This is a genomic window from Cryobacterium sp. TMB3-10, from assembly GCF_004402305.1.
Classification (GTDB): Bacteria; Actinomycetota; Actinomycetes; order Actinomycetales; family Microbacteriaceae; genus Cryobacterium; species Cryobacterium zongtaii.
This window is the reverse complement of sequence record NZ_SOGH01000012.1, coordinates 56,966-70,352: the sequence shown is the minus strand read 5'-3', so window position 1 is coordinate 70,352 and position 13,387 is coordinate 56,966. Positions and strand designations below refer to the sequence as shown.

At 69.1% G+C, this 13,387-nt stretch carries 12 protein-coding genes and 1 riboswitch; of the genes, 2 read left to right on the top strand and 10 right to left on the bottom strand.

Annotated features, from left to right (window positions below):
- Window positions 1-109: 109 nt before the first annotated feature.
- Entirely contained in the window at window positions 110-592 is a 483-nt protein-coding gene (locus E3T22_RS05040) for a YbaK/EbsC family protein (RefSeq protein WP_088457091.1), read from the bottom strand.
- A 137-nt stretch (window positions 593-729) separates the two neighbouring features.
- Between E3T22_RS05040 and E3T22_RS05035 the strand changes: the two genes are divergently transcribed.
- Complete coding sequence (locus E3T22_RS05035) at window positions 730-1,263, top strand: gamma carbonic anhydrase family protein (RefSeq protein WP_134408107.1); 534 nt, start codon at window positions 730-732, stop codon at window positions 1,261-1,263.
- 54 nt (window positions 1,264-1,317) lie between these two features.
- Here the strand turns inward: E3T22_RS05035 and E3T22_RS05030 are convergent, their stop codons facing one another.
- The 8 genes from E3T22_RS05030 to E3T22_RS04995 form a co-directional block, all read right to left on the bottom strand.
- The gene (locus E3T22_RS05030; RefSeq protein ID WP_103432208.1) at window positions 1,318-2,202 is read right to left on the bottom strand and encodes a bifunctional methylenetetrahydrofolate dehydrogenase/methenyltetrahydrofolate cyclohydrolase; all 885 of its coding nucleotides are present in this window, start codon (window positions 2,200-2,202) and stop codon (window positions 1,318-1,320) included.
- Between the two features lie 170 nt (window positions 2,203-2,372).
- Complete coding sequence (glyA, locus tag E3T22_RS05025; protein ID WP_279327050.1) at window positions 2,373-3,671, bottom strand: serine hydroxymethyltransferase; 1,299 nt, start codon at window positions 3,669-3,671, stop codon at window positions 2,373-2,375.
- A gap of 30 nt (window positions 3,672-3,701) precedes the next feature.
- Window positions 3,702-3,791, bottom strand: a riboswitch (ZMP/ZTP riboswitch).
- Between the two features lie 5 nt (window positions 3,792-3,796).
- Entirely contained in the window at window positions 3,797-4,135 is a 339-nt protein-coding gene (gene mnhG / locus E3T22_RS05020; RefSeq protein ID WP_103432207.1) for a monovalent cation/H(+) antiporter subunit G, read from the bottom strand.
- Window positions 4,132-4,404, bottom strand: a complete 273-nt coding sequence (locus E3T22_RS05015; protein WP_088457095.1) for a monovalent cation/H+ antiporter complex subunit F — start codon at window positions 4,402-4,404, stop codon at window positions 4,132-4,134. The genes mnhG and E3T22_RS05015 overlap by 4 nt, the downstream gene beginning before the upstream one ends.
- On the bottom strand, window positions 4,401-5,030 hold the full coding sequence (locus E3T22_RS05010; RefSeq protein ID WP_121678497.1) for a Na+/H+ antiporter subunit E: 630 nt from the start codon (window positions 5,028-5,030) through the stop codon (window positions 4,401-4,403). Before E3T22_RS05010 ends, E3T22_RS05015 begins: the two co-directional genes overlap by 4 nt.
- On the bottom strand, window positions 5,027-6,586 hold the full coding sequence (locus E3T22_RS05005; RefSeq protein ID WP_134408106.1) for a Na+/H+ antiporter subunit D: 1,560 nt from the start codon (window positions 6,584-6,586) through the stop codon (window positions 5,027-5,029). Before E3T22_RS05005 ends, E3T22_RS05010 begins: the two co-directional genes overlap by 4 nt.
- Window positions 6,586-7,086, bottom strand: coding sequence for a sodium:proton antiporter (locus E3T22_RS05000; RefSeq protein ID WP_088457098.1), 501 nt, complete (start codon window positions 7,084-7,086; stop codon window positions 6,586-6,588). Before E3T22_RS05000 ends, E3T22_RS05005 begins: the two co-directional genes overlap by 1 nt.
- Window positions 7,083-10,151 (bottom strand): Na+/H+ antiporter subunit A, encoded by a 3,069-nt coding sequence (locus E3T22_RS04995; RefSeq protein WP_134479907.1) that lies wholly within the window; start codon window positions 10,149-10,151, stop codon window positions 7,083-7,085. The genes E3T22_RS05000 and E3T22_RS04995 overlap by 4 nt, the downstream gene beginning before the upstream one ends.
- 243 nt (window positions 10,152-10,394) lie before the next feature.
- Here E3T22_RS04995 and E3T22_RS04990 point away from each other — a divergent pair, with 243 nt between their 5' ends.
- The gene (locus tag E3T22_RS04990; protein ID WP_240632507.1) at window positions 10,395-11,831 is read left to right on the top strand and encodes an amino acid permease; all 1,437 of its coding nucleotides are present in this window, start codon (window positions 10,395-10,397) and stop codon (window positions 11,829-11,831) included.
- A gap of 92 nt (window positions 11,832-11,923) precedes the next feature.
- Here E3T22_RS04990 and E3T22_RS04985 read toward each other — a convergent pair whose 3' ends face one another.
- Window positions 11,924-13,195, bottom strand: coding sequence for an MFS transporter (locus E3T22_RS04985; RefSeq protein ID WP_134479909.1), 1,272 nt, complete (start codon window positions 13,193-13,195; stop codon window positions 11,924-11,926).
- Window positions 13,196-13,387: the final 192 nt, after the last annotated feature.

The window sequence follows — 13,387 nt, the reverse complement described above, 5'->3', positions numbered from 1 at the left end:
TCGACGATCCACCCCAGCTTCGAGTGAGTGAGGCTCCGGAGATCCGCCTCGACGACCTGCCCGAGCTGCCGCGGACGGTTCCAGTGTGCCGAAGGCTGGTGGCGGACGCCTATTTCGCCGGAACGACGGGGGTCGCCTCGCCGCCGGTGAGGCGGAGCAGCTCGGCGAACGTGGTGGGGAAGACCGTGTGCGCGTGCCCCGCCGCGGCCCAGACCACGGGGTAATCGGCCAGGTCCTCGTCAACCAGGGTGCGAATCGGCGACGGATGCCCGACGGGCGCGACCCCTCCGATGACCTGCCCGGTGGCCTCTTTCACCAGGTCTTTCGACGCCCGGCCGATGGTGCCGTCAAGCCGCTCCCCCAGCCAAGCCGTGTCCACGCGGTGCGCGCCGGAGGTGAGCACCAGCAGCGGCGCGCCGTCGAGGGTGAAGACCAGTGAGTTCGCGATGGCGCCCACTTCGATGCCCAACGCGGCGGCTGCCGCGACAGCGGTTGTGGCGGCGTCGTCGAACCAGCGGATCTCGGGGTCGAGACCCTGGGCGTTCAGCGCCAGGCGCACTCTGTCGACGGCCGGATGCGCGGTGTTCACCATTCCTGCATCCTAGATGCCCCCCACCTTCCGCCCACCTGGTCGAACGGTCGAAAGGACATGGGCCGATAAATAGGACGCTTTGGGCCTTGGGCTCAAGGGGTCAGCGCAACACGGCGTCGGATTACTAGGGTGGACCCATGACCGCCGACAGTGCCGCCCGCCTCATCACCCTGCCCGACCGTCCGGGGCCCCGGGTGGCCGAGAGCGCATTCGTCGCCGCCGGCGCCGTGCTGGTGGGAACCGTGAGCCTGGCGGAGCACGCGAGCGTCTGGTACAACGCGGTCCTGCGCGCCGAGGCAGAGCCCATCCGCATCGGCGCGCGCTCTAACCTGCAGGACAACGTCTCCTGCCACGTCGACGGCGGGTTCCCGCTGACCGTGGGCCGCGACGTCTCGGTGGGCCACGGTGCCGTGCTGCACGGCTGCACTGTGGAGGACGGCGCCCTGATCGGCATGGCCGCCACGGTGCTCAACGGTGCCGTGATCGGCGCCGGCTCGCTCGTGGCCGCGGGCGCCGTGGTGCTCGAGGGCACCATCGTGCCGCCGGGCTCCCTGGTGGCCGGCGTGCCGGCCAAGGTGCGCCGCGCCCTCACGCCAGAGGAAATCGAGGGCATCCGGCACAACGCCGTGGCCTACCTGGGCCATGCAGCGCTGCATCGCCTCGCGAACTGAGAGCCCCAGAATCGGCGGGATTCTGGGGCCTACCTCACGGTTCGCGGAACGAGACTAGGGCTTGAGCAGGCGCTCGGAGGCCTTGACCACGTTGGCCAGCAGCATCGCGCGGGTCATCGGACCCACGCCACGGGGGTTCGGCGAGAGGTAACCGGCGACTGACGCGACGTCGGGGTGCACGTCTCCGGTGAGGATGCCCTTGCCGGTCTCCGGGTTCTCCACCCTCGTGATGCCCACGTCGAGCACCGCCGCGCCGGGCTTGATCCAGTCGGCCTGCACCAGGTGCGGCACTCCCACGGCGGCCACGACGATGTCGGCGCGGCGCACCTCGGCGGCCAGATCGACGGTGCGGGAGTGGGTGAGGGTGACGGTGGCGTCCAGGCCCTTGCGGGTGAACAGCAGGCCCAGCGGGCGACCCACGGTGAGGCCGCGGCCGATGACGACCACGTTCTTGCCCGCAATCGGCACGTCGTAGCGGCGCAGCAGCTCCACGATGCCGGCCGGGGTGCAGGGCAGCGGCGAGCTGAGCTCCCCCTCGATGCCGAGTACCAGGCGTCCGAGGTTGGTGGGGTGCAGGCCGTCGGCGTCCTTGGCCGGGTCCATCAGCTCGAGCATGGCGTTCTCGTTGTGGCCCACCGGAAGCGGCAGCTGGATGATGTAGCCGGTGACCTCACGGGCGGCGTTGAGGTCGGCAATCGCGGCGCGCACATCCGCCGACGTGGCGGAGCCGGGCAGGTCGACGCGGATCGACTCGATGCCCACCTCGGCGCAGTCCCGGTGCTTGCCGGCCACGTAGGAGCGCGAGCCCGGGTCGTCGCCGACGAGCAGGGTGCCGAGGCCGGGCACAGAGCCCAGCGCGGCCAACGCGCGTACGCGCTCGGTGAGTTCAAGCTTGACCTGGGTCGCGGTGGCGACGCCGTCGAGGGTGAGTGCGGTCATGCGACATCCGATCTGTTGGTAGTACTGCGCGCCGGCCCCAGCCTGGGGCCACGCGCCAATCGGGCAGCGGCCCTGCCGGCCCCCGACGCGGGGGCGGCGAAGTGCTGCCGGGTGCGGGCGGTGACGGATGCGCTGACGCTAGTGGCCGCATCCGTCACGACCCGACGGACCTACTGGGACAGGCCGGGGTAGAGCGGGAACGCGTCGGTGAGGCCCTTCACCCGAGCGCGGAGCGCGGGGATGTCGGCGCCGGGCTTGAGCGCTTCGGCGATGACGTCGGACACGACGGTGAACTCGGCGTCGCCGAATCCACGCGTGGCCAGGGCCGGCGTGCCGATGCGCAGGCCCGAGGTCACCATCGGCGGGCGCGGGTCGAAGGGCACCGAGTTGCGGTTGACGGTGATGCCCACCTCGTGCAGGGCGTCTTCGGCCTGCTGGCCGTTGATCTCCGAGTTGCGGAGATCGGCGAGCACCAAGTGCACGTCGGTGCCGCCGGTGAGCACGTCGATGCCCGCCGCGCGGGAGTCGTCGGCGGTGAGCCGGTCGGCCAGGATGCGGGCGCCGCGAAGGGTGCGCTCCTGGCGTTCCTTGAACTCGGGCAGCGCGGCGAGCTTGAACGCGGTGGCCTTGGCGGCGATCACGTGCATGAGCGGGCCGCCCTGCTGGCCGGGGAACACGTTGGAATTGAGCTTCTTCGCCAGCGCGGTGTCGCGGGAGAGGATGAAGCCCGAGCGCGGACCGGCGAGGGTCTTGTGCACGGTGCTGGAGACGACGTCGGCGTACGGCACCGGCGACGGGTGCAGTCCGGCGGCGACGAGTCCGGCGAAGTGGGCCATGTCGACCCAGAGCTTGGCGCCCACCTCGTCGGCGATGGCGCGGAACGCGGCGAAGTCGAGCTGGCGGGGGTAGGCCGACCAGCCGGCGATGATGACCTGCGGCTTGTGCTCGAGCGCCTTGTCGCGCACGACGTCCATGTCCACTCGGAAGGTCTCCGGGTCGACGCCGTAGGCGACCGGGTTGTAGAGCTTGCCGGAGAAGTTGAGCTTCATGCCGTGGGTGAGGTGGCCGCCGTGCGCCAGCTCCAGACCCAGGATGGTGTCGCCGGGGGTGGCGATCGCGGAGAGCACCGCGGCGTTGGCGGTGGCACCGGAGTGCGGCTGCACGTTCGCGTATTCGGCGCCGAACAGGCTCTTGGCCCGGTCGATGGCGAGCTGCTCGGCCACGTCGACGTACTCGCAGCCGCCGTAGTAGCGACGGCCGGGGTAGCCCTCGGCGTACTTGTTGGTGAGCACCGAACCCTGCGACTGCAGGATGGCGCGGGGCACGAAGTTCTCGCTGGCGATCATCTCGAGGTAGTCGCGTTGGCGACCGAGCTCCTGCTCGAGGATCGCGGCGATCTCGGGGTCGACGACCTCGAGGGGCTCGTTGAAGGTGGAGGGTACGGAACTGGTAAGCACACTGTCGGACACGGGAAAACTCCTTGAGACTATCGATGGATGTGTCGTGGCCCAGGCGTGCGGTCACTAACCGTGTCAGTCGCTCCCCGATGGTGACCCATCTTTCGTGCTACGCCAGTCGCGACCCGGCAATACTATCAGCCGCGTGCGTTCCGAAGCTCGTCGATCACGAGCAGATCGGGCCGCAGGTGGTCGGTCTGGTAGGAGGCGCGGGCCACGAGGTGCGCGGCCATCGGAGCGGTGAGCGCCTGGAAGAGCACGATCGCGACCACCAGGGTCACGGTGCCGACACTGAAATTGGTCACCGCGATGTCCAGGGTGACCGCCATGAGGCCGAGGATCTGCGGCTTGGTGGCGGAGTGCAGCCGGGTGAGCACATCGGGGAAGCGCAGCAGGCCGACGCCGGCCGCGAGGCACATCAGGGCGGCGAGAAGCACAAGGACCGCGGTGACCACGTCGCTCCAGAGGGCGTTCATGCGCGGTTCCGGCCGGGCAGGAATCGGGCGACGCTGAGCGAACCGAGCACGGCGAACAGGGCCAGCACCAGTAGCACCGGCAGGTTGTCGGTGTGCCGGTTGAACGCCATCTCGGCGCCCAGCGCGCAGATGATGGTGGCGACGAGCACGTCGGAGGCGATCACCCTGTCCAGCACCGATGGTCCGCGGATGATGCGGTAGACGGCGGCGAGGGCGCCGGCGCCGAACATGAGGCCGGCGACGATCGCGACGATATCCATGGGGGTCATGCCGGGGCTCCGTTCTGGGGGTCCGTGGGGGTGTGCGGCCCGGCCGACCGGTCGAGGCCGTGGCGCAGGTCTTCTTCGGCGCGCACCCTGGAGACCCGCTCGACGTCTTCGGCGGAGCCGAACGCCAGCACGATGCGTCGCTCGGTGGCCAGCACCCGGGCCCGGAACTTCTGGGTCGCCGCCACGTCGTGCATGTTGATCACGTGCAGGTACAGGGTGGAGTCGAGCCGTTCGATGTCGACCACGATGGAGCCGGGCACGATGGAGGTGGCCACGGCGGTCCAGGTGAGGATGAGGTCGCTGCGGGTGCGCAGGTGCACCGCGACGATGGCGTTGCTCGGGGTGTAGGTGGGGCCCAGGGCGAGCCAGGACACGTCGACGGAGGCGCGCACGATGTCGAAGAGCAGCTTGCCGAACAGCCAGGCGCTGCGCCAGAGGTTGATTCGGCCGCTCAGTTGCACGGCCGGCAGGTAGAAGACGATGGAGACGACAGCGGCGAAGATCACCCCGGTGAGCAGGTTCAGCCAGGAGAATTTGCCCCATAGCAGCGCCCAGAGCAGCACCAGGCCAAGGAACAGCGGCAATTGGTTCAGGGCGGCGGCGAGGCGCTCCCGGCGCGCGCTCACGGGGCACCGCCGGGGAAGACGGCGTCGATGTAGGTCGACGGCTCTTCGATGTTCGCGGCGGCGCGGGCGGCGAGGTCGAAGGCGGGGCCGGCGAAGACGGTGAGGCACACCGTGAGCGCCAGCATGGTCGCGGTGGCCGCGGTCATCAGCGGTGATGTGGTCTTGGTCAGCACGGTGCCCTCGTCGTGCGGGTCGTCCTGCAGGGCGCTGAGCATGGCGGAGTCGTAGTTTTCCACGTCGCGACGCGGCCGCCAGAACGCCATGTTCCAAGCCCGGGCCAGCGCGTACAGGGTCAGCAGCGACGTCGCCGCACCGCCGGCGAGCAGCAGGTAGTTCAGGCCCCCGCCGACCTGCACGCCCGCGTCGAACAGGGCTACCTTGCCGAGGAAGCCGGAGAACGGCGGGATGCCGCCGAGGTTCATCGCCCCGATGAAGAACAGGATGGCGACGAACGGGGCGGCCTTGAGCATCCCGCCGAGCCTGGCCAGCGAGGTGGTGCCGCCAATGCGCTCGATAAGCCCGGCGCACAGGAACAGTGTCGTCTGGATCATGATGTGGTGCACGACGTAGTAGATGGTGGCCCCGATCGCCGCCTCGGTGCCGATGGCGATGCCGAAGATCATGTAGCCGATGTGGCTGACCAGGGTGAACGAGAGCAGTCGTTTGATATCGGCCTGGGCCAGCGCGCCGAGGATGCCGATGACCATGGTGAGCAGGGCCACGATCATCAGCGGCACCTGCAGTCGGTTGTCGGGGAAGAGCAGCGTCTGGGTGCGCAGGATCGCGTAGACGCCCACCTTGGTGAGCAGTCCGGCGAACACCGCCGTGACCGGGGCCGGCGCCGTCGGGTAGGAGTCCGGCAACCAGAACGAGAGCGGGAACACCGCCGCCTTGACGCTGAAGGCGATGAGCAGCATCAGCCCGAGGATCAGCTGCACGTCGCCGGGCAGCTCCGGGATGCGTTCGGCCAGCAGCGCCAGCGTGACGGTGCCGGTGGCGCCGTAGATCAGGGCGATGGCGGAGAGGAACAGGATCGAGGAGACCAGGCTCACGACGATGTAGGTCACGCCGGCGCGGATGCGTGCACCGGTGCCGCCGAGGGTGAGCAGCACGTAACTGGCCGAGAGCAGCATCTCGAAGCCCACGTACATGTTGAACAGGTCACCGGCGATGAACGCGTTGAACAGCCCTGCCGCCAGGACCAGGTAGGTGGGGTGGAAGATCGACACCGGGGTCTCTTGGTCGCCCTCCACGATGCCCTGGCCGACGGCGAAGAGCAGCACGCCCAGCAGCATCAGCGCCGAGACTATGAGCATGATCGCCGACAACCTGTCGACGACGAGCACGATGCCCCACGGCGCCTGCCAGTCGCCCACGTGCACCACGGCGGGTCCCTGCTGGTCGACGAGCACCAGCAGGATGGCGCTGATCACCACGACGGCCGCCAGCGAGAACACGCTCACCGCCACCTGGTAGCGCGAGCGGCGGCCGAGGGCGAGGGTGAGCGCGGCGCCGAGCAGCGGGATGGCGACCACGAGGGGCACGAGTATGTTCATCAGGTGCCGGCCTCCCGGTCGCTGTTGCCGGTGTTGTCGGCTCCGCTGCTGTCGTCGTCGCTGCCGTCCTCGCTGGCGTCGAGCGACGCCTGCACGGCGGCCTCGTCGTCGGTGGAGGAGCGGAAGGTGACCTCGGAATCCCCGGAGGTCTCCGCGGCGTGCTCGTCGGTGAGGGTGTCGCCCTCGTCGCCGAGCTGGGCCAGCCACCAGGACCGGTAGATCAGCGCGAGCAGCAGTGCGGTGATGCCGAAGTTGATCACGATCGCGGTGAGCATCAGCACCTGCGGCACCGGGTCTGCCATGGTGTCGTCCAGGGACGTGCCGGTGACGATCGGTGAGCTGCCGGGCCGGCCGCTCATGATGAAGATGAGCAGGTTGGTGGCGTTGCCCACGAGCAGGAATCCGATCAGCACCCGGGTGAGGCTGCGCTCGAGCATGATGTAGATGCCCGCGGCGTACATCACCGCCATCACGATCACCAGGGTCAGGGAGGCGCTCATCGCCGGTCTCCTTCCGGTGCGTTACGGCTCTCGCCGGCCGGCTGAGTGATCGGGGCCGTGTCAGGTCCGGTGCCGGGCGCGGGCGCCTCGGCGGGGGTCCACTCCGACGACGCGTCGAAGCCGAGAGCGTCGCCGGCGTCGCTGGAGGCGTTGCCCATCGGTGGCACGGTGGAGTGGTCTTCTCCGTCGTCGCCGGGTTCGTCGAGTTCGCTCTGCCGGTCGATCTCGCTGCCGAGGCTGCGGAGGATGTCGAGGACCAGGCCGATGACCACGAGGTACACGCCGATGTCGAAGATGCTGGAGGTGCCGAAGGAGAGGTGGCCGAGCACCGGCAGGTCCGCCTCGAAGTACGCCGACTCCAGCGGGATCCCGGTGACGAACAGCGATCCCACGGCCGTGCCGACGGCGAGCACCACGCCGAGTCCCAGGATTTTGCCCGGGTCGATCGGGGCGGCTTCGCCCAATTCGTACCGGCCGCCGGCCAGGTACCTGGCCACCAGGGCCAAGCCCGCCAGCAGGCCGCCGGCGAAGCCGCCGCCGGGCAGGTTGTGGCCGGCGAAGAGCAGGTAGATCGACACGATGATGGCCGGGTGGAACAGCAGCCGCACCAGCACCTCGATGATGATCGACCGGTTCTCGGCCGACTGGGTGCGACCGCCGAGCAGCCAGGACTGGCGGGTCACGGCGTGGCCGGCGGAGCTCGCGTGCGGGTCGGCCACGACGCGGCGGCGGTTCTTCGGCTCGCGGCGTTTGCGGGACTCGCGGAGCCTGGGCATTTCTGTGCTGCGACCGGACACGAACAGCAGGCTCGCGACGCCGGTGGCCACCACGATGAGCACTGAGATCTCGCCCATGGTGTCCCAGGCCCGGATGTCGACGAGCATCACGTTGACGATGTTGTTGCCGTGGCCCTCTTCGACGGCCAGCCTGGGCAGTTCCGCGGCGATGCTCTGCGCCTGGCGGGCGCCGAGGGAGATGACCGCGATGGTGCCCATCACGATGCCAACGAGGGCGCCGATGATCGCCCGCCGGCGACGGTGCATCGGGCGGTTGTGCTCGGCGATGCGGCTGGGCAGCCGGCGGAGCACGAGCACGAAGACCACGAGGGTGATCGATTCGACGAGCGCCTGGGTGAGCGCCAGGTCGGGGGCGCCGTGGAAGGCGAACAGGGCGACCAGGCCGTAGCCGGTGACGCCGGCCAGCAGCACCGCGGTCATCCGCTGCCCGACCCTGGCGGCCATCACGGTGGCGATGATCATGACCAGGCCGATGATCACCTGCCCCGGGTAGTCCCAGAGCACGATGGCGTCGGGCCAGGTGCGGTTGACGAAGGACGCCGCGCCCAGCGCGAGCACGAACACCACGAGGATGGTGGACAGGTACTGCGGCAGACCGCCTCGCTGGGCGAGGTGGGTGGTGCGGGCGGCCACCCTGTCGATGAATCGCACGGTGTGGCCATAGCCGTGGCCGGCGTCCACCCAGGCGGGCACGGCGGCCTGCCAGCGGGCCACCCGCTTGCGCTGGGCGAAAATGACCAGGCCCAGCAGCACCACGATCGTGCTGAGCAACAGGGCCGGTTCGAACCCGTGCCAGAGCGCCAGGTGGTAATCGCCGCCGCCGGGCACGGTGTCGGCGTACGCGGCCAGCATCGGGTCGAGCAGCATAACGAATGGGCCCAGCAGCACGGTGGCGACCGAGAGGATGCCGGGGGCCAGAGCGAAGTCCCACCGACTGGCGTGCAGGGGGGTGTCGCTGATCACCGGGTGGGTGCCGAACGCGCCCCAGAAGAACTTGGCGCTGTAGGCGACGGTGAGCACCGAACCGAGCGCGGTACCGGCCAGGGCGATCCAGCCCCAGCCGTCGCCGGCCAGGCCGGCCTCGAGGAACGCGGTGAACACCGACTCCTTGGCGACGAAACCCAGGAGCGGCGGCAGGCCGGCCATCGACGCGACGGCGATGAGGGCGATGGCGGCGAGCGTCGGTTCGCGGCGGCCGATCCCCGAGAGCTTGCGCCAGTCGCGGGTACCGGCGCGGTGGTCGATGATGCCGACCACGAGGAACAGGGTGGCCTTGTACAGCGCGTGGGCGAGCAGCAGCGCCGCCCCGGCGAGGGCAGCGTCGCGGGTGCCGAAGCCGACGACGACCATGAGGAAGCCGAGCTGGCTGACGGTGCCGTAGGCGAGCATCAGCTTGATGTCGTGTTGGCGCAGCGACCGCCAGGCGCCGACGAGCATGGTCCAGATGCCGATGGTGACCAGCACCGGCAACCAGCCCGGCGAGTCCGCGTAGCCAGGCGCGAACCGGGCGGTGAGGTAGATGCCGGCCTTCACCATCGCGGCGGCGTGCAGGTAGGCGCTCACCGGGGTGGGCGCGGCCATCGCGGCGGGAAGCCAGAAGTGGAACGGGATCAGAGCCGACTTCGACAGCGCACCGACCAGGATCAGCAGCACCGCCCAGATCGCGATCGGGGTCCCGCTGGGTTCGGCGACGATCGCGGCCAGCGAGGTGGTGCCGGCGTCGACGGAGATCATCACAACGCCGATGAGCATCACCAGGCCGCCGAAGGTGGTCACCAGCAGGGCCTGCAGGGCGGCACCGCGGCTTTCCCGTTTGGTCGTGTAGTGCCCGATCAGCAGGTAGGAAAGCACGCTGGTGATCTCCCAGAACATGAACATCACCAGGATGTCGTCAGCGGTGACCAGACCGTACATGGTTCCGGCGAAGGCGAGCAGCAGCGCGGCGAACCGGCCCAGGCTGGGCTCGTCGGCGTCGAAGTAGCGAGCGCAATAGATGAGCACCAGCGCACCGACACCGGTGACGACGAGGGCCAGCAGCCACGCGAGCGCATCCACCCGGAAGGACAGACTGATGCCCAGCTGCGGGATCCACGGCAGGCTCTGGGTGACGGCGCCGCCGACGGTGACCACGCTCGTCTGGGTGAGGGTGTAGCCGAACGCCACAGTGGGCAGGATGGCCACGACATAAAAAACGCGCAACCCGATCAGGCGGGTGAGCGTGGGAGTGAGAACGGAAACGAGCAGGAAGACCAGGAGAATTGTCGCCATGGGGCCTCCCGGCTCTCTGTAAAAGAGTGTCGTCTCTACGGTCAGAGTGTCGCTGCCCAGTCTACAGGAGGGGTCTTTCGACCCTGACCGTTGAGCATCCGTCGACTAGTGTTGCCGCAAACCCCAGATCGGATGCTCCACGTGACCACTCGCACCACAGGGCCAGACCGCCCCGAGAACTCGCCCGCACGCACCAGCGCCACCCCGCACCGCTCCGGCCACGAGGAAACCCCGCTCGAGCACATCGACGACGCCCTGAGCGTGCACGAGGACCAGGGCCTGCACAAGGGCCTCAAGGCCAGGCACGTGCAGATGATCGCGATCGGCGGCGCCATCGGCACCGGCCTGTTCCTCGGCGCGGGCGGCCGGCTGGCCATCGCCGGTCCCGCCCTGGTGTTCGTGTACGCGATCTGCGGCTTTTTTGCGTTCCTGATCCTGCGGGCGCTCGGCGAGCTGGTGCTGCACCGGCCGACCTCCGGCTCCTTCGTGTCGTATGCGCGGGAGTTCTTCGGGGAGAAGACCGCGTTCGTGACCGGCTGGCTGTACTGGCTGAACTGGGTGATGACCGCGATTGTGGACGTGACCGCGGTGGCGCTGTACATGAACTTCTTCGGCAAGTACTGGGCCCCGTTCGGCGACGTGCCACAGTGGCTGTTCGCGCTGCTGGCCCTCGCCGTGGTGCTGGGCCTCAACCTGCTCTCGGTGAAGGTGTTCGGTGAGCTGGAATTCTGGTTCGCCCTGATCAAGGTCGTCGCCATCGTGGTGTTCCTGATCGTGGGCACCTGGATGGTCATCTTCGGCACCCCGGTGGAAGGCGCGACGGTGGGCTTCTCCCTGATCGCCGACAACGGCGGCTGGCTGCCCAACGGCCTGCTCGCGTCGGTGCTCGTGGTGCAGGGCGTGGTCTTCGCCTACGCCTCGATCGAACTGATCGGCACGGCCGCCGGCGAGACCGAGAACCCCGAGAAGGTGATGCCCAAGGCCATCAACACGGTGATCGTGCGCATCGCGGTCTTCTACGTCGGGTCGGTCCTGTTGCTCTCGCTGTTGTTGCCGTACACGGCATACGAGGCCGGCGTGAGCCCCTTCGTGACGTTCTTCGGTTCGATCGGTGTCGAGGGCGTCGACGTGATCATGAACCTCGTTGTCCTCACCGCAGCGCTGTCCTCACTGAATGCCGGCCTGTATTCCACCGGACGCATCCTCCGGTCGATGTCCCTGGCCGGGTCGGCCCCCCGGTTCGCCGACAAGGTGAGCCGCAATGGGGTGCCGTTCGGCGGCATCCTGCTCACCGGTGTCGTCACCCTGCTCGGCGTGGCCCTGAACGCGCTTGTTCCCGACGAGGCGTTCGAGATCGTGCTGAACATGGCCGCGATCGGCATCATCAGCGCCTGGGGCATGATCGTGCTCTGCCAGCTGCGGTTGCAGGCGTGGGCGAAGGCGGGCATCCTCACCCGGCCGGCGTTCCGGATGCCCGGAGCCCCGTTCACCGGGTACCTCACGCTGGCCTTCCTCGCGACGGTGCTCGTGCTGATGGCGTTCGACTGGCCGGTCGGCACCCTCACCATCAGCTCGCTCGGCCTGATCATCCCGGCGCTGATCCTGGGCTGGTTCGCCTGCCGTGGCCGGATCCTCGAGATCGCGGCAGCTCGGCCGCCGCTGCCCACCGCCAAACGCTAGGCCGGTCCGCCCCGCCAACTGTTGCCCGTGCGGACAAGTGCACCCGGTACGCCGGGCGCACTTGTCCGTTTCGGCACCAGTTGCGGCGGGGCTCAGACGGCGCGGCGTCGGCGGATGACGATGTCGCTGAACAGCACCAGGGCCAGGGACAGCAGGATGATGGCCACGTACACGAACGGCACCGTGCCGAGCCCCACCCGGTCCAGCAGGAACGCTCCCACGAACGCGCCCAGGCCGATGCCGATGTTGAACGCCGTGGTGTACACGGCGCTGGCGGTGTCGCGGATGCGCACCGACGCGGTGTGCAGCAGCCGGGTCTGCAGCAGCGGCGGGAATGAGCCGAACGCCAGGCCCCAGACCAGGAACGCGATGATCGCCACGGGCAGCACCTCGGTGGACAGTGCCAGCACGCTCACGCTGACGGCGGTGACCGCCAGGCCGAGCACCAGGCCCAGCTGCGGGCGCTTGCTGAACACCACCCCGCTGATGAACAGGCCGATCGCCCCGGCGATGCCGTAGGCGAAGAGCAGGGGTGCCACGGCGTCGCTGCCCACGCCGAGGGTGTCGCTGAGGAACGGGGCGATGTAGGTGTAGAAGGTGTAGTGCCCGATCATGGTCAGCGCCGTGATCACGCAGACCAGCGCGACGGCGCCGATCGTGGCATCCCGCGGCAGCTTCGCGGGCAGCGTGACCGTGCCGGTGGCCGTCGTCACGGGCTGTGCCGGCTTGGCGTTGTAGTGGTCGACCTTGGGCAGGAACCTCCAGATCACCACGGCGCCCACGAGCATCAGCCCGGCGAGCACCACGAACGAGAGCCGCCAGCCGAGCAAGTGGCCGAGGAAGGTGCCCAGCGGCACCCCGAAGACGAACGCCAGTGTGCCGCCGGCGATGGTGATCGAAACCGCGCGGGCGATCTGGTCCCTGGGCACGAGGTGCGCGGAGTACGCGCCGACCACGCCCCAGAACAGGCCGTGCGCCAGCCCGCCGATCACCCGGGAGATCACCACGAAGGTGTAGTCGGGGGCGATCGCGGTGAGCACGTTGCTCAGCGCGAACACGACCAGGACCATCAGGATCAGCCCGTGCCTGGGCATCCGGCGGGTCAGCAACGCCAGCGGTGTGCTGGTGATCACGACGGTGAAGGCGAACCAGGACACGAGCAGCCCGACCTGGGACTGGCTCACGCCGAGCGAGCTGCTCATTTCCGGCAGCAAGCCGGTGGGCAGCATCTCCGAGGTGACCGAGAGGAACACAGCGGCGGAGAGGGCGATCAGGCCGATCCAGGGGAACGGTCCGCTGGGGGCTTTTTCGTTCGGACCGGGAACGCCGGTCGATGGCAGCGTGATGGGCGCGGTGAATGACATGGGTGCTGTGGCTCACAGACAGGATGCCGCTTGCCCGAGGCCAGCGGCTGTCACGGCTGGCTGCGCGGTTCTTCAAGCGGTGCGCGCCGACGTGCGCGCCCGGGGCCGGTGAGATTCCGCCGACCACGGACTAGCTTAGCCGAGTGAGCCCGCAAACGACAGGGTCGCCCGGCGTAACCGGCCGGCCGGCCG

Excerpts from the sequence above, each read along its gene's own strand:
- E3T22_RS05040 (WP_088457091.1), bottom strand. The coding sequence starts at position 592 with ATGGTGAACACCGCGCATCCGGCCGTCGACAGAGTGCGCCTGGCGCTG.
- E3T22_RS05035 (WP_134408107.1), top strand. The coding sequence starts at position 730 with ATGACCGCCGACAGTGCCGCCCGCCTCATCACCCTGCCCGACCGTCCG.
- E3T22_RS04995 (WP_134479907.1), bottom strand. The coding sequence starts at position 10,151 with ATGGCGACAATTCTCCTGGTCTTCCTGCTCGTTTCCGTTCTCACTCCC.
- E3T22_RS05015 (WP_088457095.1), bottom strand. The coding sequence starts at position 4,404 with ATGACCCCCATGGATATCGTCGCGATCGTCGCCGGCCTCATGTTCGGC.
- E3T22_RS05000 (WP_088457098.1), bottom strand. The coding sequence starts at position 7,086 with ATGAGCGCCTCCCTGACCCTGGTGATCGTGATGGCGGTGATGTACGCC.
- E3T22_RS05005 (WP_134408106.1), bottom strand. The coding sequence starts at position 6,586 with ATGAACATACTCGTGCCCCTCGTGGTCGCCATCCCGCTGCTCGGCGCC.
- mnhG (WP_103432207.1), bottom strand. The coding sequence starts at position 4,135 with ATGAACGCCCTCTGGAGCGACGTGGTCACCGCGGTCCTTGTGCTTCTC.
- E3T22_RS04985 (WP_134479909.1), bottom strand. The coding sequence starts at position 13,195 with ATGTCATTCACCGCGCCCATCACGCTGCCATCGACCGGCGTTCCCGGT.
- E3T22_RS05030 (WP_103432208.1), bottom strand. The coding sequence starts at position 2,202 with ATGACCGCACTCACCCTCGACGGCGTCGCCACCGCGACCCAGGTCAAG.